The sequence below is a fragment of the Pigmentiphaga sp. NML030171 genome, assembly GCF_002188635.1.
In the GTDB taxonomy this organism is placed as follows: Bacteria; Pseudomonadota; Gammaproteobacteria; order Burkholderiales; family Burkholderiaceae_B; genus Pigmentiphaga; species Pigmentiphaga daeguensis.
This window is the reverse complement of record NZ_NINX01000052.1, coordinates 12,515-33,554: the sequence shown is the minus strand read 5'-3', so window position 1 is coordinate 33,554 and position 21,040 is coordinate 12,515. Positions and strand designations below refer to the sequence as shown.

The window sequence follows — 21,040 nt, the reverse complement described above, 5'->3', positions numbered from 1 at the left end:
CCCGGCGCGGATCAGACCACGCGGAGCTGTCCCGCCACCTGCATGCCGCGCTTGAACACGGCAAGCCGGGCGGCCTGCCGCAATATCGCGTCGGACACGCAATGCGCGTCCAGCAACACCAGATCCGCATGACAGCCAGGCGCCATGCCATAGTCGCGCAATCGCAGCATGCGCGCCGCATTGCCGGTCATGGTCGTCCAGGTCCGCTCCAGTCCGGCGTTGTGCAGCTGGCGCGTGATCTGCGCGAGCAGCAGCATGGCCTTGAGCGGATCGGCATCGCCATAGCGCACGAACGGATCGCGCATGTTGTCGGTGCCACAGGCCACGTTGACCCCGGCCTCCATCAGTTCGAGCACACGCGTGAGCCGCATGCGGGTGGGCAGTACGCAAACGCTCACCTCGGCGCGCCTGACCGCATCGATCGCGTCGGCCGCCTCGGCATCGCCGACCGCGGCCAGCGAGGCAATGTGCGACACCGCCACGCGGCCTTGCCATCCCTGCGCCAGGGTCTTGTGCGCCACGTAGGGCAGGGTGAACGACTCGGGCGTATCCCAGTTGTCGAGGTGATAGTCGATGTCGCAGTCGTAGCGCGCGGCCAGCGCGAAGCTCTCGTCCACCTGGCGCTCGGGATCCGATGGCCACAACGCCCGGTTGACGTTGCCGCCGACGATGCGCACGCCGGCCTCCAGGGCCTGCTCGATGTACGGCGCCGCGCCGTCCTCGGCCGAGCCGGCGGTCTCGAACCAGCCTTCCTGGGGAAATGCGATGACCTGCACGTCCACCGCGCCCGCCAACGCCCGGGCTGCCGCACGCACGCCGGCCACGGCGCGCAAGCCGACATGGCGGTCAGCCTCGCAGTTGGTGCGTGCCACGGTCGTGCCGTGCGCCAGCCCCATACGCAGAGACGCCGCCGCCCGGGCGGCGACGTCCTCCTCGGTAAAGCCGGACTTGAGGCGGCGCACGGCCCGGATCGCCGCGTCCAGGTCGGACGCGGCCACGGCATCATCCACGCGGTCGCTGGTCAGCGCCTTGTCCACATGGACGTGAGGGTCGACGAAGGCCGTCGAGAGCAGCCGTCCGTCCGCGTCCCAGGCGTCGGCATACCGGCCGCCGTCGCCCTCGGGCGCGATCTCGGCAATGCGCCCCCCGGCCACGATCACGCGCCACCGCCCTTCGCGCCCGGGGAGAGCCGCATTGCGGATGCCCCAGGCATCCGTTGCCGCCTGCGCGGCCGTCATAGCGGCAGCCTGGCCGTGCGGTCGGCCTTGGGCGGCAGGAAACTCCGGTTGAACACCTCGCCCGGCGACGGCTTGCGCGGCAGGCCGTAACTGTCGGCGATCTGGTCGATGGCGCGCGCCATGCGCTCGTCGCGCACGTCCCCCAATCCGATCTCGGCCACCTCGGATGTCAGGATGGAATGCTTGAGGACGTATAACATGCGGCGCTTCTCGATACTCTTGTCGATCAGCGGCTCGTTGCGCGCCAGGTTGTCGATGCAGGCGTCCGCTGCGGCGATGCATTCCTTCATCGCCCGGTTGACCGCCTTCACCAGGCCGCCCACCGCGCGCGGTTGCTCGGCCAGCAGCTTGGGAGATACCAGCACGCCATTGCTGTACAGATCGAGGCCGTTGTCGTTGTAGAAAATCCAACGGATGTCCTTGTCCGGATCCACGTGCTGCGCGACCAGATTCATGTAGCTGGTGGCGGCGAATACCGCCGAGGCATCCACCTGCCCGCGCAGCAGCATCTGCTCCTGCAGGTTCGGGGCCATGTTGGTCCAGCTCACCTTCTTCTCGTCGATGCCGTTGCGCTTGGCGAGCGCGGTGAAGACCTTCAGCGCCGCCGCCCCGGCGGGCGACCCCAGCGTCTTGCCCTCGATGTCCTTGAGCGTCTTGATCGGCCCGCCGGCCTTGGTAATCAGCGCAAACGGCGCCTGGTTGTAGATCATGTAAACCATGACAGGCGCCTCGCCGGGCTTGGTCGCGGCATTCTGGATGATGGCGTTCACGTCGCCCACGCCCGCCTGGTAGCCTCCGGACATGACCCGTGTCACCGCCGCCGCCGACCCGTCGCCCTGGTCGATGGTCACGTCCAGGTTCTCATCCTTGAAATAGCCCTTGTCCTTGGCCCAATAGAACCAGGCGTGGACGCCCTGGATCTTCCAGTCCAGCATGAATCTGATCTTGGCGGGCGATTGCGCGGCGGCGGGCAAGGCGCACGCCAGGGCGGCCAGGCCGGCGGCCCGGATAATCCAGCGGAAAATAGACATGTCGGATCGTTCCTTCGATAAGGTTGCGACCCGGAAGGCAATCCGCCTCGCTGCTCCGAGCGGCGGGATGCCCACTGATGGTGCATGCGGGCGCCCCGTTCCAGGCCACGCCCGACTCATGCATACCTTGTGCCAGTTGGCGTACTCGAACCTTGCCTTTTCACGGCCTGTCCGTTGCCGTATTGGCAACGGATGGGCGGGCTGGAGCGCTCAGTGTCCGGATTTGCGCTTGCGGCCCGGTTCCAGCAGCCGCGGATCGAGCGCGTTCAGGTGTTCGTAGATGTCGAGCATGGCCGACTTCAGCCGCGCCACTTCGCTCCGGCCGAAACTGTGGATGGCCACCTCCTCGAATTCGACAGCCAGCGGAATCAGTTCTTCCGCCAGCCGCCTTCCTTCCGCGGTGAGATTGATCGCCACGGCGCGCGCATTGTCCTCCAGCCGGTTCCGGACCACCAGGCCGCGCTCCTCCATGGTGCCGATCAGCCGCGACAGCGACGACACCTCCAGCGTGGTCGCCTTGCCCAATTCGTTCAGTCTCTGGTCGCCCCTTTCCCATAGCGACACCAGCACGCGATACATCGGCAGCGTGAGGTCATAAGGCTTGAGCCGCTTGCTGAACAACTCGCCTATGCGCACGCCCACGCGGTTGAGCAAGTAGGGAAAGGAATCGGTCAATCGATACATGGTCAAGGCTGCGCTCAGGAACCGGGGCAGAGAAAACCCCTATCTGATTTGGACTTTACAACAGTTGTATTTTCAATTGTTGTATGTGAAACTGTTCAAACAGTACGAAGAACATGGAGGAAGACACATGGCCGCCACGCCTTCCGGCGACGTGCAAGTCGCGTTTCGCCAGGCCATGCGCAGCATCGCCGCCACCGTCTCCATCATCACCGCTGGCGACCGCGAGCGCGGCCACGGCATGACCGCCACCGCGGTCACCTCTGTATCGCTCGATCCCGCGGCGCTGCTGGTCTGCATCAATAACCGCACGCTGCTGCATCACATCATGTCCTCGACCGAGCGGTTCTGCGTCAACGTATTGGCGCAGGAACACCAGGACCTCTCCGCCGCCTTCAGCGGCGCGGTCGCGCCCGGCGAACGGTTTGCCCTGGGCGACTGGGCCGAAACCGAAGAAGGCATCAAGCACCTGGCCTCGGCGCAGGCCCGCATTTTCTGCGTCAAGAAGCTCGCCGTTCCGTTCGGCACGCATACCGTCTTCATCGGCGAGGTCGACGACGTACAGCTGTCAGACCGCAGTGCCCCGCTGCTTTACCAGAACGCGACCTATTGCCGCTCGATCCCCATGGCGTCGGGCTAGCGCATTTCCACTCCCTCGCACCGCGCGCCGGCAGGCCGGCCATTCATGCACATAACTCGGAGACCATCATGAGCAGTTTCGCGGAACACGCCATTCTGTCGCCGCCCGGCGGCACGGACGCGCCCTCCCCGCCCCTCGTCGCCGCATTGCGCGAGCTGGCTCCCGGCTTGCGCGCCGCTGCGCGAGAAGTGGAGGCCGCGCGCCGCATACCCGCTGCCCACATGGAACGGGTGCGCGCCACCGGCTTCTTCGACCTGGTCAAGCCGGCCGCATACGGCGGCGCGGAGCAGAGCTTCGCAGCGCTGGTCGAGGCCAATCTGCTCCTTGCACAGCACTGCGCATCGACCGCCTGGGTGTGCGGCCTGCTGGCCGCGCATCAATGGCTGCTGGCGGGCTTTCCGGCCGAAGCGCAGCACGACGTCTGGGGCGCCGATCCCGATGCGCTGCTATGCGGGTCGTATGCGCCGGCAAGCCGGGCGCAGCCGGCGCCAGGCGGCCTGCGGCTGAGCGGAAGCTGGAGTTTTGCCAGTGGCTGTGAGAACGCCCGGTGGGCGCTCTGCGCCGCCATGGTGCCGTGCGCCGACGATCCGTCTCGCCTGGAGCCCGCCTTCCTGCTGGTACCCGCGACGGACTATCGCATCGTCGACACATGGGACGTGGTCGGGCTGGCGGGCACAGGCAGCAAGACACTGGTGCTCGACGATGTGTACGTACCCGCCCATCGTCTGCTGACCTTCGCCCAGACCACGTCGGGCGACACTCCAGGGGCCGCGCATTACCGGCAAGTCCCCGGCTACCGCATTCCCATGCTGACCGTCATTCCCTCGTGCCTGGCCTCGGTCGCGGTAGGTGCCGCGCAGGGGGCACTCGACGAGTACGTAGCGGTCACCAGCGGCCGCGTCACCCGCGGCGCGGTGGCCGGCGCGCATCAGAAGATGGCCGAGTTCGCCACGGTCCAGTTGCGCGTGGCGGAAGCGGCCGCCAGCGCGGACGCGGCACGGGAGATCCTTCTGCGCGACCTGCGCTGGGTCACCGCCAGGGTCGGCGGCGGCCATGCCGTGACCGAGGAAGACCGCATCGTTTGCCGGCGCGGCCAGTCGTTCGCGGTATCGCTGGCGCTGCGGGCGATCGAGGCCCTCAACGCGTCCACCGGCGGCGCGGGCCTGCAGATGGACAACCCGGTGCAGCGGGCCTGGCGCGACATCAACGCGGTCGGCCGCCACATCAGCATGAACTGGGATGCGGTGGGCACGATGTACGGGCAGATGGCGCTGGGGTTGGCGCCGCGCGGGCAATATTGACCCCCCCTACGCGCTGACGCGCGCCCCCCAGGGGGCGATGCGGGTGGACCGGCGGAGCCGGATCCACCGCATCCTGGGTCTAGGGCCGCTTTCTTGGACTGTGGCGCCGGTGCTTCGCTGGCTGCCAGCGGCAGCAGTGGCGTGACACCTCAAGAAGCTCGTACTAGACGGGCACCGCGTGCTGCGTGAATTGGGATCTTGCATTTTCTGACTGCATGTACAGGAGAGAGGAATGAAAGGAAAAATCGCGCTGGAAGAACATTTCGCCACGGAAGAGACCCTGATGGATTCGGCGGGCTTCGTGCCGGAGAAGGACTGGCCGGAGCTGAAGTCGCGGCTGCTCGATATCCAGGACAGGCGGCTGCGCCTGATGGACGAGCATGGCATCGAGGTCATGATCCTGTCGCTGAACGCGCCGGCGGTGCAGGCCATCGGGGACCACCGCAAGGCGCATGAGACGGCCCGCAGGGCCAACGACTTCCTGGCGGAGGAAGTGGCCAAGCGGCCGGACCGGTTCCGCGGCTTTGCCGCGCTGGCCATGCAGGAGCCGGAACTCGCGGCGGCCGAACTGGAGCGCTGCGTGAAGGACCTGGGTTTCGTCGGCGCGCTGGTCAACGGATTCTCCGAAGACGTGCGGCATTCCAAGCCGCTGTACTACGACATGCCGCAGTACCTGCCGTTCTGGGCAACCGTCCAGACGCTCGACGTCCCGTTCTACCTGCATCCGCGCAATCCGTTGCCACCCGACGCCGGCATCTACGACGGACACGGCTGGCTGCTCGGACCGACGTGGGCATTCGGGCAGGAAACGGCGGTGCATGCCCTGCGGCTGATGGGCTCGGGCCTATTCGACCAGTTTCCGGCGCTGCGCATCATCCTGGGCCACATGGGAGAAGGCCTGCCCTACAGCATGTGGCGCATCGACCACCGCAACGCCTGGCTCAAGGCCAAGCCGAAGTATCCGGCCAAGAGGAAGATCGTCGACTACTTCAACGAGAACTTCTACCTGACCACCTCGGGCAACTTCCGCACGCAGACGCTGATCGATGCCATCCTCGAGATCGGCGCCGACCGCATCCTGTTCTCCACCGACTGGCCGTTCGAGAACATCGACCATGCGGCCGAATGGTTCGACTCAACCAGCATCAGCGAAGCCGACCGGCTCAAGATAGGCAGCGCCAATGCGGCGCGGCTGTTCAAGCTGGACCGGTAATCGCCCCCCCCGGCCGGACATCGCATCCGGCCGGCGATCCCATCCCATAGATGGCCCGAGCCATCAGGAGGAAGACAATGAAGACGATCAATCGATGGTGGATCGTGGTCGGATCCGTGTTCGGCCTGTTGGTCGGCAACGGTCCTATCATGCAATTCACCTTCGGCGTGTTTCTGCTGCCGGTCACCAGCGAGTTCGGCTGGTCGCGTTCCACCACATCGCTGGCCCTGGTGATCGGGCTATGCGTGACCGCGCTATGCGTGCCACTGGCCGGAAGGCTCGCCGACCGCCACGGCGTGCGCGCCGTCACCCTGCCGGCCATCACGCTGTTCGCGCTCGCGATGGTCGCGCTGGCCTTCCTGGCCGATACGCCGGCGAAGTTCATGATCATCTATGCGCTGATGGGCATCGCCGCGGCGGGCCAGACGCCCCTGCCCTACGCCAAGGCGATTGCCGCCTGGTTCGACGACAAGCGCGGGCTGGCGCTGGGCGTGGCCATGTCCGGCGTCGGCCTGGGAGCGGCGCTGGTTCCCCAGTTCGCCCAGGCGCTGGTCGCGCACGTGGGCTGGCGCGGCGCATACGTCGGGCTGGCGGCGCTCACCTTCGTGGTCGGGTTTACCGCAGTCGGCCTGGCGGTGCGCGAACCGCCCCATCGCGCCGCGGCCGACGGCCTGCCGGCGTTGCCCGGACTGACCGGTCGACAGGCGCTGCGCAGCCCCCTGTTCTGGAAACTGGCCATCGCCTTTGCGGGCGTCGCCCTGGCCACGAACGGCGTCATCGCCCACGTGGTTCCGCTGCTGGTCGACCGCGGCATTGCCGCCACGCTCGCCACCTCGGCGCTGGGCTTCGCCGGCCTCGCGCTCATCGGAGGCAGGCTGCTGGCTGGCTTCCTGCTCGACCGCATCTTCGCGCCCTACGTGGCGGCCTTCTTCTTCCTGGTCCCGGTAGCCGGCATCGCCCTGCTGCTCGCCAACCCGTCGCCCGCCTATGCGGCCGTCGCGGTCGTGCTGATAGGGCTGGGCCTGGGCGCGGAAGTAGACCTGATCGCCTTCCTGCTGTCGCGCTACCTGGGCTTGAAGAGCTTCGGCGAGATCTATGGCTATCTGTTCGCAGCCTTTATGGCGGGGTCCGGCGGAGGCCCCTATGTCATGGGGCTCGTGTTCGACGCGACGGGAAGCTATTCGTCGGCATTGGCCGGATTGAGCCTGGTCCTGCTGGCTTCGGCGATGCTGGTGTTGCGGCTCGGCGCCTATACCTACCCTCGCCAGAATGGCGGCGGCAATCGGTCGGAGGTGTTGCAGGCGGCGCATTGACCAGCACGGCGCCACCGCAATGCATCGGGAAGCGGGGCGGATGGCCGCCCCCCCCGCCGCTACTCGTCGCTCACCAGGAACAACCGCCGGTGCTCCTTGATCGCATACCGGTCGGTCATCCCCGCGATGTAGTCGGCAATGGCCCGCGGCTGATCCACGTTGGCCCGTGCCTGGTACTGCGGCGGCAACAGGCGCGGGTCGTCCAGGAAGGCGATGAAGAGGTCGCGCAGCACGCGCTTGGCCTTGGTGGTCATGCGCAGCACCCGATAGTGGCGATACAGGTTGTCGCGCAGGAAGATCTTGAGTTCCTCGGCCTCGGCCTTCACTTCGGGGCTGAAGCCCGCCAGCGGCGGCGCGCGGCGCACGTCGTCGATGGAGGCCGGCTGGTGCCGGGCGATGCGGGCCGCCGTGGTCTCGGTCAGGTCGATGATCAGGGTGTTGATCATGCGCCGCACCGTTTCGGTGATGGCACGCCGCTCGGGCAGGTCCGGGTAGCGCTGCACGACCTCGGCATGATGGCGGTTGAAGATGCCGACCTGCCGCATCTGCTCCAGCGAGACGAGGCCGGAGCGCAGGCCGTCGTCGATGTCGTGGTTGTTGTAGGCGATCTCGTCCGACAGGTTGGTCAGTTGCGCTTCCAGCGAAGGCTGGGTGCGGTTCAGGAAGCGCTCGCCCACGTCGCCCAGGCGCGCCGCCCGGGTCAGCGAGCAGTGCTTGAGGATGCCCTCGCGGGTCTCGAAGCACAGGTTCAGGCCATTGAAGTCGCCGTAGCGTTCCTCGAGTTCGTCCACCACGCGCAGGCTTTGCAGGTTGTGCTCGAAGCCGCCGGCCTCGGGTGCGAACTCCTGCATGCAGGCGTGCAGCACATCCTGTCCGGCATGCCCGAACGGGGTGTGGCCCAGGTCATGGGCCAGGGAAATGGCTTCGACGAGGTCTTCGTTCAGGCCCAGGTTGCGCGCGATGGACCGCGCGATCTGCGCCACTTCCAGGCTGTGCGTGAGCCGGGTGCGGAACAGGTCGCCCTCGTGGTTCACGAAGACCTGGGTCTTGTACTCCAGCCGCCGGAAGGCGTTGGAATGGATGATGCGATCGCGGTCGCGCTGGAATTCGGAACGCCCCTGGGGCGGGGCTTCGGGGTGGCGCCGGCCGCGGGTGGCGGCCGGGTCGGCGGCGTAGGGAGCGAGGACTTGGGGCATGACGTCGGGGCTCCTCCGGAGTGGGCGGGGTCAGGCGAGCGTGGCTGGCTGCTCGCCCGCTGTCTTGGCGACGGTCCGGTCCAGGACCTGCCGGACCAGTCCGGCCTCGGCCGGGGTCCGTACCGCTTCCCCCAGCCTGGGCAAGAGGATGAAGCGGATCTGGCCGGCTTCGGTTTTCTTGTCGCCCTGCATCAGGTCGAACCAGCGGTCGGGCCCCAGGTCGGGCGCGTACACCGGGCAGCCGATGGCCAGCACCAGGCCGCGGATGCGTTCGGCGTCGGCCGGCGGCAGCCCGGCGGCCAGCGCCGAGAGCTCCGCCGCCTGCACCATGCCGCAGCCGACGGCCTCGCCGTGCAGCCAGGCGCCGAAGCCCAGCCCGGCCTCGATGGCGTGGGCGAAGGTATGGCCGAAGTTCAGGATGGCGCGCAAGCCGGTTTCCCGTTCGTCCTGCGAGACGACGTAGGCCTTGAGTTCGCACGAACGGGCGATGGCCACGGCCAGCGCGCCCGGTTCGAGCGCGCGCAGGTCCCGGGCGTGGGCCTCGCACCAGGCGAAGAAGTCGGCATCCAGGATGGCACCGTACTTGATGACCTCGGCCAGCCCGGCGGAGACCTCGCGCGCGGGCAGCGTGGACAGCACGTCGGTGTCGATTTCCACGGCGATCGGCTGGTAGAACGCGCCTATCATGTTCTTGCCGATGGGGTGGTTGACGGCGGTCTTGCCGCCCACCGACGAATCGACCTGCGACAGCAGCGTGGTGGGCACCTGGATGAAGCGGATGCCGCGCATGTAGACCGCGGCGGCGAAGCCGGCGATGTCGCCGATCACGCCGCCGCCCAGCGCGACGATCACGGCCTTGCGGTCGCAGTGCCTGGCCAGCATGGCGTCGAAGATCAGGTTCAGGGTCTGCCAATCCTTGTATTGCTCGCCGTCGGGCAGCTCGATGCGCAGGATGGGCCGGCCGGTGGCCGCCAGGGCCTGCTCGGCGCGCTCGGCGTACAGCGCCGCCACGGTGGGATTGGTGACCACGACCAGGGTGGTGGCGTCGGCCGGCACGGCCTCGGCCAGGCGATCGAGGCGGCCGGGGGCGATCCGTATGGGATAGCTCCCGCCCGGGGTCTCGACACGGACTTCTTTCATAGACACTCCAGCGGGGGCAGGTCGGCGGCGGGCGGCCGGACCTGCTTGTTGCAGGTTGCGAGCATGGGCAGGATGCGGCCGACCAGCCGCGCCACCGACACCTTGCCGGTATCGACGACGAGGTCGGCGATTTCCTCGTACAGGGGTTCGCGCTGGCGCAGCAGCTCGGTGATGCGGCCCAGCGGATCGGCCGTCTGCAGCAGCGGCCGGTTGCGGTCGTAGCGGGTACGCTGGTAGAGCTCCTCGGCCTTGGCCCTGAGGTAGACGACCGTGCCGCGCTGCTGCAGCATGCGGCGGTTTTCCTCGGCCAGCACGGCGCCGCCGCCGGTGGCCAGGACTACCCCGGAAATCCGGCTGCATTCGTCCAGCGCATGGGTTTCGCGGCGCCGGAAGCCGGCCTCGCCTTCCAGTTCGAAAATGGTGGGCACCCGGACCCCGCAGCGCGCTTCCAGCACCAGGTCCACGTCCAGGAACTGGCGCGACAACGCCCGCGCCAGGCCGCGGCCGATCGTGGTTTTGCCCGCCCCCATCATGCCGACGAGAAAGACGGGCGGCACGAACACCGTGCCTGCCGGCCCCGTGGCGGCGGCCGCGCATGAATCGTAAGAGACCTGATCCACTAGCTCGTGAGGCCGAAGCCACAGAAAGATATCGATATAAGATGCATTATCCCGCAAGAGGGCCGGAAGCGGAAAATCGGCCCCCGGGACCCGGCACACCAACTGTTACAGGAACGCCCGGGCCGCCGGGCGGTCTATAAGCCGATCCGTTTCGATGTTCCTATAATGGGTCTCGTCCTCGCACGAGAAGCTGCTTCCTCATGTCCCGTATTCTCCTGAAGGTCGCCGGCGTTCTGGCCGGGCTGGCCGTTTGTGGCGCCCTCCTGGTGGGGCTGGCGCTGGCCCTCGCCTACCCGAACCTGCCCGACCTCGACGCCCTGACCGACTACCATCCGAAGATGCCGCTGCGGATCTACACCGCGGACAATGCCCTGATCGGCGAATTCGGCGAGGAAAGGCGCAACGTCGTGCGCATCCGCGACGTACCCGATGTACTCAAATCGGCGATCTTGTCGGCAGAAGACGACCGTTTCTACCAACATGGCGGCATAGACTGGTCCGGCGTCATGCGCGCGGCCCTCACCAACATGGTGAACCTGTCCAAGAGCCAGGGCGCCAGCACGATCACCATGCAGGTGGCCCGGAATTTCTACCTGTCGTCGGAAAAGACCTGGACCCGCAAGCTCTACGAAATCCTGCTGACCTTCAAGATCGAGGCCAACCTGACCAAGGACCAGATCCTGGAGCTCTACATCAACCAGATCTACCTGGGCCAGCGCGCCTACGGCTTCGCCTCGGCGGCCCGCATCTATTACGGCAAGCCGCTGTCGGAGATCACCGCCGCCGAGGCCGCGATGCTGGCCGGCATTCCCAAGGCCCCGTCGCGCTACAACCCGGTGGTCAACCCGACCCGCGCCAAGCTGCGCCAGCAATACGTGCTGCAGCGCATGCTGAGCCTGGGCTATCTGACCGAGCCCGAATACCGCGCCGCCCTGGACGAAAAGCAGCAGGTCCGGCAACTGGGCGGAGAATTCGGCGTGCGCGCCGAATACGTGGCCGAGCTGGCTCGCCAGCTGGTCTACGACATCTATAAGGAAGAGACCTACACCCGCGGCCTGAACGTCTATACGACCGTGAACCGGGACATGCAGGATGCCGCCTACGATTCGCTGCGCGACGGCGTGCTGGACTACGAGCGCCGCCACGGCTACCGCGGCCCCGAGGCCTTCGTCGACCTGCCCAATGGCATCGACAACAACCCCGAGAAGCTGAACGAGGCGGTCGACGACGCCCTGAACGACTATCCCGACAGCGATACCCTGCTGTCCGCCGTGGTCCTGGCCGCCGATGCCAACAAGGTCCGCGTGGCCCGCAGCTCGGGCGAGATCATCGACATCACCGGCAAGGGGCTCAAGTTCGTGCAGCCGGCGCTGTCGGCCAAGGCCCAGCCTTCGGTGCGCATCCGCCGCGGCGCCATCGTCCGCATCCTGAAGACCGGAAACGAGTGGGAAATCCTGCAAACGCCCCAGGTCCAGGCGGCCTTCGTCTCCACCGACCCGCAAAACGGCGCCATCCGCGCCATGGTCGGCGGCTTCGATTTCCACAGCGGCAAGTTCAACCGCGTCACCCAGGCCTGGCGCCAGCCCGGCTCCAGCTTCAAGCCCTTCATCTACGCGGCTTCGCTGGAACGGGGCCTGACTCCCGCCACCATCATTTCCGACGATCCGTTCGTGCTCGAAGCCTCGGCCACCGGCTCGCAGCGCTGGGAACCGAAGAACTACGACGGCAAGAACGAGCCCCCCATGACCATGCGCCAGGGGCTGGCCAAGTCCAAGAACATGGTGTCGATCCGCGTGCTGCAAAGCATCGGTCCGCAGTACGCCCAGGACTACATCACCCGTTTCGGCTTCGACGCCGCCCGCCACCCCGCCTACCTGACCATGGCGCTGGGAGCGGGTTCGGTCACGCCGCTGCAGATGGCCGGCGCCTATTCCGTCTTCGCCAACGGCGGCTACCGCGTCACCCCCTACCTGATCGACAAGGTCACCGACAGCACCGGCCGCGTCCTGATGCAGGCTCGCCCGACCAAGGCGGGCGACGAATCGCTGCGCGCCATCGACGCCCGCACGGCCTACATCGCCGACTCCATGCTGCGCGACGTCGTCCGCACCGGCACCGCCCGCGCCGCCCTGTCGCTCAAGCGCCAGGACGTGGCGGGCAAGACCGGCACCACCAACAACTCGGTGGACGCCTGGTTCGCCGGCTACACCCCCGGCCTCGTGGGCGTCGCCTGGCTGGGCTACGACCAGCCCCGCTCGCTGGGCGTGCGCGAAACCGGCGGCGGCGCCGCCATGCCGATCTGGCTGAAATACATGCAGCGCGCGCTCAAGGACATCCCCCAGCGCGAACAGCCCATGCCCCCCGGCATCATCGTGCAGAACGGCGACTACTATTTCGCCGAATTCCCGCCCGGCCAGGCCGTCGCCACCGTAGGACTGCCGCCCCCCTCGACCGATCCCATGTCGCGGCTGATCGACAGCCTGGGCAACCTGATCAATGGCAATGGCGGCAGCTCGGGCAGCACCAGCGGCGGCGGCAACACCCGCCCGGAATACCTGCCCTGACCGCCCCTACGCCCGCCCGCCATACCCCCACGGGCGGCCACCACCACAAGACGCCGCAGGCTGGGTCCGGGGCGCCGAGAGGCCGGACGGCGCATTCGGTGCCCCGGACCAGCCGTGTTTAGAACTCACCGAACCGGCAGTTCCTCTACCACAATCTCCTCCCCCGACTGCTCGGAACAAATCCGCGACAACGCCCGCGCCAGTTCCTCGCCAGACCGCGTATCCAGCCACTTCCCGTCCTTCAGGCGATAATGGAACCCGCCGCTGCGCGCCGCCACCCACATTTCCTGCATGGGCGCCTGGCTGTTGATGACCGCCTGGCTGCGATCGGCGAAGGTCAGCGTCAGCACGTTGCCGCTGCGCGTCGCCTCGATATCGATGTCGCGCTGCTCGAACCACACGTCGGCCTGCCGCTCGATGGAATCCAGGATGGCGTCGGCCAAGGCAAGAAACTCGCTTTCGTTCATAATTTCGACTATGTCCGACATGAAACCCACGCGCCCTGCGCGCGCCGCATGCCCAGACCCCTCGTTGGTTGCTGATACCGGCATTGTAGCCATCGGCGCCCGGCCGGCCGGGCGCCGCCTGGCTCCCCTGCTGGCGGTCCTGCCGCTCGCGCTGCTGGCCGCCTGCGGCATCAAGGGCCCGCTCTACCTGCCTGCCCAGCCGGCCCCCACGGCGCCCGCGCCGGCCGTGCAGCCCGCCCCCGCGCCGGTGTCCAAGACCACGGGCGACGTCGACGACATCTCCCGGCGCAACGAATCCATCTCGCATACCCCCCTGACACAATGACCACCCCCGCTTCCCTGCCCACTCCGGTCGGCAGCCCCCACTTTGCCTATCGCGACGGCGTGCTCCACGCCGAAGGCGTATCCGTGGCCCGGCTGGCCGACCAGCTGGGCACGCCGCTGTACGTCTATTCGCGCGCCGCGCTGCACGCCGCCTACGACGCCTACCGGCGCGGCATCGGCTCGCGCGACGTGCTGGTCTGCTACGGCATGAAGGCCAACTCCAACCTGGCGGTGCTGCGGGAATTCGCGCGCATGGGAGCCGGATTCGACATCGTGTCCGCGGGCGAGCTGCAGCGCGTGCTGGCGGTGGGCGGCGATCCGGCCAAGGTGGTCTTCTCGGGCGTAGGCAAGCAGGCCGCCGAAATGCGCCTGGCGCTGGAAGCGGGCGTCAAGTGCTTCAACGTCGAATCCGTGCCCGAACTGCACCGCCTGTCCGAGGTCGCGCAGGCGATGGGCAAGCGCGCGCCGGTATCGCTGCGCGTGAACCCCGACGTCGACCCCAAGACCCATCCCTACATCTCGACCGGCCTGAAGGAAAACAAGTTCGGCATCGCCATCGACGACGCCCCCGCGGCCTACCGGACCGCGGCCTCGCTGCCGGGGATCGAGATCGTGGGCGTCGACTGCCACATCGGCTCGCAGATCACCGAGACCGCCCCCTTCCTGGACGCGCTGGACAAGCTGCTCGACCTGCTCGACAAGCTGGCGGCCGACGGCATCCGGGTCGAGCACCTGGACCTGGGCGGCGGCCTGGGCATCCGCTACGCCCACGAGACCGCGCTGGCCCCCGCCGACCTGCTGTCCCGCGTGTTCGAACGCATCGACGCACGCGGCTACGGCTCGCGCCAGATCGTGCTGGAACCCGGCCGTTCCCTGGTCGGCAACGCCGGCCTGCTGGTGACGCGCGTGGAGTACCTCAAGCCCACGGAAGCGAAGAATTTCCTGATCGTCGACGCGGCCATGAACGACCTGATCCGCCCGACGCTGTACGAGGCCTACCACGGCGTGCTGGCCGTGGCGCCGCGCGCGGACGAGGCCACCGGACGCTACGATGTGGTCGGGCCGGTGTGCGAGAGCGGCGACTGGCTGGCCAAGGACCGCGACCTGGCCGTGCGCGAAGGCGACTACCTGGCCGTGGAATCGGCGGGCGCCTACGGCATGGTCATGGCCAGCAACTACAACACCCGCCCGCGCGCCGCCGAAGTCATGGTGGACGGCGACCACTACCATGTCGTGCGGGCGCGCGAAACCGTCGAGCAGTTGCTGGCGCTGGAATCTACCCTGGGCTGACCGGGTCCGCGCGGCCCAGTCCTCGCCAACCCGCGCAGGCCGCGCGCAGCGCATCGGCGACCTGGCGGGCCTGCGGCGTGGGCGAACGGTGGACGTGCAGCAGCACCTGGGTGCGGGCATCGCACTCGGCCAACGCCACCAGGCGCACCTCGGCGCGCGCGTCGGCCGCCATGTCCGCCGGCACCAGCGCGACGCCGAACCCCAGCTCCACCAGCCGCAGCAGGGTCGCCTTGCGGGACACCGCCTGCGCGGCCAGGGGAAAGAACCCGGCCTGCCGGCACAGTTCCACCACCCGATAGCTCAACCCGCCCCGATGGGCATGCGGCAGCGACACGAAGCGTTCGCCGCGCAGGGCATGCAGCGGCACCGCGTCCCGCCCCGCCAGCGGATGTTCCGCCGGCACGGCCAGCACCAGCGCTTCCTCGTACAGGACCTCCGTCAGCACGTCGGGCAGCTGCCGTAGCACCGGCGCGCGGGCCAGGCCCAGGTCCGCGCGTCCGTCCTGGATGTCCTGCGCCTGCTGCTCGGACGATGCGGACGAGATCGACAGGCTGACACCGGGCTGGCGCGACAGGTGGCGCCGCAGCGGCGCCAGCAGCGACCGGCCCAGCGGCACGGAACTGGAATGCAGCAGCGCCACGCTGCCCTGCACGCCGCGCTCGGCCTGGCGCGCGCGGCCCGCCATCTCGCCCAGCCCCGCCAGCATGCGCACCGCGTCCTCGTGGAAGGCCCTTCCCGCCGCCGTCATTTCCACCTGTCGCGTGGTGCGCGCCAGCAGCGCCACGCCCACCTCTTCCTCCAGCAGCTTGATCTGCCGGCTCAGCGCCGACTGTGCCACGTGCAGCCGCTCGGCCGCCTCGCTGAAGCTGCCGGCCTCGACGATCGCCACGTAGTATCCAAGCTGCCTGACCGAGAACATTTATCGCGCGATGAGATGGATGAGGCCTGATTTTAGAATTGGACCGCCACGCGCGCAGGGCTCAGACTGCTGCCGTTGCCCCGATCGAGCCCAGCCGTGGATGCCCTTCTCTTCCTGCTTCCCGTTCCGCTTTCCCAGTTCGCGCTGATGTTCGCCGGCGTGGCAGCGGCCTACGTCATCTTCGGCATGGCGGGCTTCGGCACCGCGCTGGTCGCCGGCCCGCTGCTGGCCAACTTCGTGCCGGTGGCCACCATCGTACCGCTCCTGGCCTTGCTGGACTTCGCCGCGGCCACCACCAGCGTGGCGCGCGACGTGCGCCACGCGTCGATGGGCGAGCTGCGTCGGCTGGTACCGGCGATGGTGCTCGGCAGCCTGGTGGGCGCCGTCGTCCTGCTGCGCAGCCGGCCGGACGCCCTGCTCCTGTTGCTGGGCGTGTTCGCCATCGCCTACTCGCTGTATTCCCTGAGCGGCTTTCGTCCGCACCGGACGCTGCCGCCAGGGTCGGCCTATGCCTTCGGTACGGTGGGTGGCGTGTTCTCCGCGCTGTTCGGCAGCGGCGGTTTCATCTATGCCATCTACCTGGCCGGCCGCCTGCGGGACAAGAACGACATTCGCGTCACGCAAAGCACCCTGATCGGCCTGGCCACCTTCACGCGCGCCGTGTTCTTCCTGGCGGCCGGCGTCTATGCCGACACCGGACTGCTGGCCACCGCGCTGATGCTGGCGCCGGCCATGCTGCTGGGCACCTGGGCAGGGCGGCGGATCACGCTGGCGCTGAGCCGCGAGGCCTTCCTGCGCCTGGTGGCGCTGGTCGTGCTGGCCTCGGGCGCGGTCCTGGTCTTGCGCTACTTTGCATCATGACCGCCGGCGGCATCAGCCCAGCGCACCGGCGATCTTGCGCTCCTGCTCCTCGCGCACGGCCGAGCCGAAAGTCTGCTCGAACCATCCGTCCTTGACCAGCTTGAGCACCAGGCTGTTGTCCACGACCTTGCCCAGGTCCAGCTTGCGCACCGCCGGCGTCTGCTCCGCCAGCCGGTCGATGGTGGCCTGGATGGCGGCCTTGGAAATCAGAGGTACGCGGTCGAGCACGTTGCGCTTGACGTAGATGTCGTAGACCCGGCTTATGTCGGCCTCGCTCTCGGGCTGGTCAAACGCCTTGAAGGTCGCCACGGCGAAGGCCTTGTCATCGTAGAAACGCTTGATCGCCTCGGCGTGGGCGCGGATCAGGCCCTCGGCCCGGCCTCGCTGCTCGGCCAGGTAGCTGCGTTTGTGGAGGAAGGCCGTGCTGACGTAGATGTCCTCGTGGTCGGGCAGCTCGGTCAGCACCTTCAGGCCCTGGGTTTCCAGCTTGAAGTACGACGGCGCCGTCAGCAGCCCGGCATCCACCTGACCGCCCAGCAGCATGCTGGCGCGCGACGCGGCATCGGTGCCGGTCGACACCCATTGCACGTCGTTGGGCGCGAGGCCGTACTTGCGCAGCAGCTCGACGGTATAGAAATACGGCGGGCTCGGTGCGCTTCGTCGATGCCACCGACATGGTCGACCACATCAAGGCCATCAAGAGCGCCGACGAGATCGAGGCCATCGGCCGCATGGCGGCCATGCAGGACGAGGTACTGCAGGCCCTGGCCCGCCACATCCGCCCCGGCATGAAGGATTTCGAGGTCGCCGCCTACGCCCAGTACGCGGGCCAGCTGCGCGGCAGCGAACAGGGGCTGTTCATCGGCTCGTCCTCGCCCGCCGGCCGCGCCGCGATGTACAAGCCCCGCCACCTGCAAGGCAGGGAGATGCGCGAAGGCGACGCCTTCACGCTGCTGATCGAGAACAACGGCCCGGGCGGCTACTACGGCGAACTGGCCCGTACCTTCGTGCTGGGCAAGGCCTCGCAGGAACTGCTGGACACCATGGCCCTGCTGGTCGAGGCCCAGCGCCACACGCTGGACCACCTCAAGCCCGGCGCGATGCCCGCCGACATCCTGGCCGCCCACAACGCCTTCATGCGTGCCCGCGGCATGCGCGAGGAAACGCGCCTGTATGCCCACGGCCAGGGCTACGACATGGTCGAGCGTCCGCTGATACGCGAGGACGAGACCATGCCCATCGCCGCCGGCATGAACATCGTGGTCCATCCCGGCCATGCCACCGCCAGCGTCTTCACCACCGTCTGCGACAACTACATCATCGGCCCCGACGGGCCGGGGGAATGCCTGCACAAGACCCCCAAGACCGTCATCGAACTCTGAGCCCGCCCGCCGCGCCCCGGCGCGGCGCTTCGCCGCATTACCCCTGCCCTTCCCCTTCTGGAGGCACGCCATGCAACGCAACGGATCGACCCCCTACCGCCTTCGCGCGCTATACGCCCTCGCGTCCACCCTGGCCGCCGCGGCCGCGCTTGCCGCCCCCGCGGCCCACGCGCAACGCTACCCGGACCGCCCGGTACAGGTCATCGTGCCCTACGCGCCCGGCGGCAGCGTGGACGTGATCGCGCGCTCGCTGGCGCAGAAGCTGACCGAACGCATGGGCCAGACAGTGTTCATCGAGAACCGTGCCGGCGCCGGCGGCACGATAGGCGTGGGTGCGGTCACGCGCGCCAAGCCCGACGGCTACACGCTGCTGCTGACCTCGCTGGGCGCGGTGACGGTGACCGTGCACCTGACCAAGGCCGGCTACGACCCGCTCAAGGACCTCGCCCCCATCTCGCTGCTGGCGACCAGCGGCCTGGTGGTGTCGGTCAAGGAAGACTCGCCCATCCGGTCGGTGCGCGACCTGATCGCCGCCGCCAAGGCCAAGCCGGGCGCCCTGAGCTATGCCGTGACCGGCGTCGGCAGCCAGACCTTCCTGGCGGGCGAATTGCTGAAGCGTTCGCTGGACCTGGACATGGTTCCGGTGCAGTACAAGGGAGGCGGCCCCGCCGCGGCCGCCGTGGCGGCGGGCGAGGTGCAGGCCGGCATCACCGATTCCGGTCCCATCCAGCCACTGCTCCAGTCCAAGCGGGTGCGCGTGCTGGCCGTGACCGGCAGCCAGCGGGCCTCGGCCATGCCCGACGTGCCGACGATGGAAGAAGCCGGCGTGCCGGGCTTCAAGATCGACTCGGCCATCGCGCTGTTCGCGCCGGCGGGCACCCCGCCCGAGATCGTCGACAAGCTCAATGCCGAAGTCGCCGCCGCGCTGAAATCGCCGGACCTGATCGACCGCATCCATGCCGCCTCGCACGATCCCAAGCCCAACAGCCCGGCCGAGATGAAGACCATGCTCAAGTCGGAATTCGACCGCTGGGGCGCGATGGTGCGCGAAGCCGGCGTCAAGCTGGAATAGCTCCATGAGCGGACTCGAGCTCAGCTTCGCGGCGGGTCCGTACGACCGCCTGCAAGGGCTGTACGACGGCAGCGTGGCGATCGACGGCGTGCGCATCGTCCCGCACGTGCGCCAGCGGCCGGTGGACATCTTCAGCCCCATGATCGAACACGGCGCCTTCGACGTCGCCGAGATGTCGCTCACGCACTGCTACGCGCTGACCGCGCAGCGCCGCGCCAACTTCGTCACGCTGCCGGTGTTCCCGTCGCGCATGTTCCGCCACGGCTTCATCTTCGTGAACGAGGACGCGGGCATCCGGTCGCCCGCCGATCTCGCCGGCAAGCGCATCGGCGTGCAAGGCCACCAGATGACGGCCGCGGTCTGGATCCGCGGCCTGCTGCGCGACGGCTACGGCGTCGACCTGGCGAACGCCGAATGGTACGAAGGCGGCGTGAACGAATATGGCGTCGCCGGCGGCGACATCATGGAGCTGCGCCCCAGCCGCCCGTTGCAATGGCAGCGCATCCCGGCCACCACATGTCTGTCGGACATGCTGGCCCAGGGCGGCATCGACGCGCTCATCGGCGCCTTCATCCCCCGCTCGTACGGCAGGCACCCCGCCGTGCGGCGGCTGTTTCCGGACTACAGGCGCGTGGAAGCCGCCTACTACGAGGCGACCGGCGTGTTCCCCATCATGCACGCCCTGGTTCTGCGCCGCGATCGCCACGAGGCGCATCCGTGGCTGGCGCCCGCGCTGGTGCGGGCGTGCGAACAGGCCAAGGACCAGGCCTGGCAGCGGCTGCGATTCAGCGGCGCGCTGGCCGCCACGCTGCCCTGGCTGATGGACCACGTGGAAGAAACGCAGGCCGCCTTCGGCGCGGATCCCTGGCCCTATGGCGTGGCGCGCAACCGCGCGACCCTGGAGGCCTTCTCCGCCATGCTGCATGCCGATGGCTACCTGGATCGCGCATGGTCCGCGGACGAGGTGTTCGCGCTACGCTGACGCGCGACAGGCGCGCCGGGGCGTGGCCCACGTGCGCGAAAAGCCTTAGCATGGAGGCTTCGCAGCCAATATTTAATTAATCGCTTATGAAATTGGTCAGCGGCCGCCGGGGCGCCCCCGCAGCCCAAACCAGGCGCAAGGCCGGCCAGAAGGGCCCCGGCCGCCCCGAGGGCACCAGCGTCGTCCGGGACGACATACTCGATGCGGCGGAAGAACTCTTTTCCAACCTGGGCTACGCGGGCACCACCTTGCGGGAGATCGCCGACCAGGCCAAGGTCACGCAGGCACTGATCAACTACTACTTCGGTTCGAAGTACGGCCTGTACGAAGCCGTGTTCATGCGCCGCAGCCAGATCATTTCGCAGCAGCGCCTGGAGAACCTGGCGCAGTTGCAGGCCAAGCCTGGCCGGCCCAAGGTGCGCGATGTCGTACAGGCCTTCCTGATGCCCACGCTGGCCTTTCGCGCGACGCCCGAGGGGCGGTCGTTCCTGCGCCTGCAGGCCCGCCTGCACACCGAACCGCCGCAGATTTCCTACAAGCTGCGAACCGACGCCTACGGCAGCTCCACGCGGCTCTATGTGGACGCGGTGCGCAAGGCCCTGCCCAACCTGCCGGAGCTGGACGCGTACTGGCGCGTCACCTTGATGGTGGGTACCTATCTGTATGCGTTCTCGGATACCCACCGCATGGAAGAAATGGCGCCCCCGGGTCTTTACGATCCGGACGACACCGACAGCCTGATCGACCAGGTCACCCGCTTCGTGACCGGCGGCATGCAGGCACCCTAGCGCGGGCCGGGGCGCCCC

21 protein-coding genes are annotated in these 21,040 nt (G+C 68.1%); 12 read left to right on the top strand and 9 right to left on the bottom strand.

Annotated features, from left to right (window positions below; genetic code table 11):
• Positions 1–11 precede the first annotated feature (11 nt).
• From CDO46_RS26450 to CDO46_RS26440, 3 genes are all read right to left on the bottom strand, one after another.
• Positions 12–1,238 carry an amidohydrolase family protein gene (locus tag CDO46_RS26450; protein WP_087841560.1) on the bottom strand — a complete coding sequence of 409 codons (1,227 nt, stop codon included), beginning with the start codon at positions 1,236–1,238 and terminating at the stop codon, positions 12–14.
• A complete protein-coding gene (locus CDO46_RS26445; RefSeq protein ID WP_087841559.1) occupies positions 1,235–2,269 on the bottom strand; it encodes an ABC transporter substrate-binding protein in 1,035 nt (344 codons plus the stop codon). Before CDO46_RS26445 ends, CDO46_RS26450 begins: the two co-directional genes overlap by 4 nt.
• 210 nt (positions 2,270–2,479) lie before the next feature.
• On the bottom strand, positions 2,480–2,953 hold the full coding sequence (locus CDO46_RS26440; RefSeq protein WP_087841601.1) for a MarR family winged helix-turn-helix transcriptional regulator: 474 nt from the start codon (positions 2,951–2,953) through the stop codon (positions 2,480–2,482).
• On the opposite strand from CDO46_RS26440, the gene CDO46_RS26435 reads away from it, so the two are divergent.
• From CDO46_RS26435 to CDO46_RS26420, 4 genes are all read left to right on the top strand, one after another.
• The gene (locus CDO46_RS26435) at positions 2,952–3,590 is read left to right on the top strand and encodes a flavin reductase family protein (protein ID WP_254914699.1); all 639 of its coding nucleotides are present in this window, start codon (positions 2,952–2,954) and stop codon (positions 3,588–3,590) included. The genes CDO46_RS26440 and CDO46_RS26435 overlap by 2 nt on opposite strands.
• A 68-nt stretch (positions 3,591–3,658) precedes the next feature.
• Complete coding sequence (locus CDO46_RS26430) at positions 3,659–4,891, top strand: acyl-CoA dehydrogenase family protein (protein ID WP_087841558.1); 1,233 nt, start codon at positions 3,659–3,661, stop codon at positions 4,889–4,891.
• Between the two features lie 232 nt (positions 4,892–5,123).
• A complete protein-coding gene (gene tsdA / locus CDO46_RS26425) occupies positions 5,124–6,104 on the top strand; it encodes a gamma-resorcylate decarboxylase (protein WP_087841557.1) in 981 nt (326 codons plus the stop codon).
• 77 nt (positions 6,105–6,181) lie between these two features.
• On the top strand, positions 6,182–7,417 hold the full coding sequence (locus tag CDO46_RS26420) for an MFS transporter (RefSeq protein WP_087841556.1): 1,236 nt from the start codon (positions 6,182–6,184) through the stop codon (positions 7,415–7,417).
• Positions 7,418–7,476: 59 nt separating this feature from the next.
• Here the strand turns inward: CDO46_RS26420 and CDO46_RS26415 are convergent, their stop codons facing one another.
• Genes CDO46_RS26415 through CDO46_RS26405 form a run of 3 tightly spaced genes read right to left on the bottom strand, consistent with a single transcriptional unit; the run spans position 7,477 to position 10,286 of the window.
• Entirely contained in the window at positions 7,477–8,613 is a 1,137-nt protein-coding gene (locus CDO46_RS26415; protein ID WP_087841555.1) for a deoxyguanosinetriphosphate triphosphohydrolase, read from the bottom strand.
• A gap of 30 nt (positions 8,614–8,643) precedes the next feature.
• A complete protein-coding gene (gene aroB, locus CDO46_RS26410; protein WP_087841554.1) occupies positions 8,644–9,753 on the bottom strand; it encodes a 3-dehydroquinate synthase in 1,110 nt (369 codons plus the stop codon).
• Positions 9,750–10,286, bottom strand: coding sequence for a shikimate kinase (locus CDO46_RS26405; RefSeq protein WP_087841599.1), 537 nt, complete (start codon positions 10,284–10,286; stop codon positions 9,750–9,752). The genes aroB and CDO46_RS26405 overlap by 4 nt, the downstream gene beginning before the upstream one ends.
• Before the next feature lie 287 nt (positions 10,287–10,573).
• On the opposite strand from CDO46_RS26405, the gene CDO46_RS26400 reads away from it, so the two are divergent.
• A complete protein-coding gene (locus tag CDO46_RS26400) occupies positions 10,574–12,937 on the top strand; it encodes a penicillin-binding protein 1A (RefSeq protein ID WP_087841553.1) in 2,364 nt (787 codons plus the stop codon).
• 125 nt (positions 12,938–13,062) lie between these two features.
• Here CDO46_RS26400 and cyaY read toward each other — a convergent pair whose 3' ends face one another.
• Positions 13,063–13,404 (bottom strand): iron donor protein CyaY, encoded by a 342-nt coding sequence (gene cyaY / locus CDO46_RS26395; protein WP_087841552.1) that lies wholly within the window; start codon positions 13,402–13,404, stop codon positions 13,063–13,065.
• A 64-nt stretch (positions 13,405–13,468) separates the two neighbouring features.
• On the opposite strand from cyaY, the gene CDO46_RS26390 reads away from it, so the two are divergent.
• On the top strand, positions 13,469–13,729 hold the full coding sequence (locus CDO46_RS26390) for a lipoprotein (RefSeq protein WP_243724385.1): 261 nt from the start codon (positions 13,469–13,471) through the stop codon (positions 13,727–13,729).
• Positions 13,726–15,018: a diaminopimelate decarboxylase gene (gene lysA / locus CDO46_RS26385; RefSeq protein WP_087841550.1), complete on the top strand. Its 1,293-nt coding sequence runs from the start codon at positions 13,726–13,728 to the stop codon at positions 15,016–15,018. The genes CDO46_RS26390 and lysA overlap by 4 nt, the downstream gene beginning before the upstream one ends.
• On the opposite strand, the gene CDO46_RS26380 is transcribed toward lysA, so the two are convergent.
• A complete protein-coding gene (locus tag CDO46_RS26380; protein ID WP_087841549.1) occupies positions 15,005–15,937 on the bottom strand; it encodes a LysR substrate-binding domain-containing protein in 933 nt (310 codons plus the stop codon). The genes lysA and CDO46_RS26380 overlap by 14 nt on opposite strands.
• 96 nt (positions 15,938–16,033) lie before the next feature.
• Here CDO46_RS26380 and CDO46_RS26375 point away from each other — a divergent pair, with 96 nt between their 5' ends.
• Positions 16,034–16,798, top strand: coding sequence for a sulfite exporter TauE/SafE family protein (locus tag CDO46_RS26375; protein ID WP_243724386.1), 765 nt, complete (start codon positions 16,034–16,036; stop codon positions 16,796–16,798).
• 12 nt (positions 16,799–16,810) lie between these two features.
• On the opposite strand, the gene CDO46_RS26370 is transcribed toward CDO46_RS26375, so the two are convergent.
• Entirely contained in the window at positions 16,811–17,416 is a 606-nt protein-coding gene (locus CDO46_RS26370) for a hypothetical protein (RefSeq protein ID WP_254914703.1), read from the bottom strand.
• A 32-nt stretch (positions 17,417–17,448) separates the two neighbouring features.
• On the opposite strand from CDO46_RS26370, the gene CDO46_RS26365 reads away from it, so the two are divergent.
• The 4 genes from CDO46_RS26365 (at position 17,449) to CDO46_RS26350 (ending at position 21,022) form a co-directional block, all read left to right on the top strand.
• Positions 17,449–18,180, top strand: coding sequence for a Xaa-Pro peptidase family protein (locus CDO46_RS26365; protein ID WP_087841547.1), 732 nt, complete (start codon positions 17,449–17,451; stop codon positions 18,178–18,180).
• Between the two features lie 70 nt (positions 18,181–18,250).
• Complete coding sequence (locus CDO46_RS26360; RefSeq protein WP_176400850.1) at positions 18,251–19,252, top strand: tripartite tricarboxylate transporter substrate binding protein; 1,002 nt, start codon at positions 18,251–18,253, stop codon at positions 19,250–19,252.
• Positions 19,253–19,256: 4 nt separating this feature from the next.
• Positions 19,257–20,234 (top strand): 4,5-dihydroxyphthalate decarboxylase, encoded by a 978-nt coding sequence (locus CDO46_RS26355; RefSeq protein ID WP_087841545.1) that lies wholly within the window; start codon positions 19,257–19,259, stop codon positions 20,232–20,234.
• Between the two features lie 86 nt (positions 20,235–20,320).
• Positions 20,321–21,022, top strand: coding sequence for a TetR/AcrR family transcriptional regulator (locus CDO46_RS26350; protein WP_087841544.1), 702 nt, complete (start codon positions 20,321–20,323; stop codon positions 21,020–21,022).
• Positions 21,023–21,040: the final 18 nt, after the last annotated feature.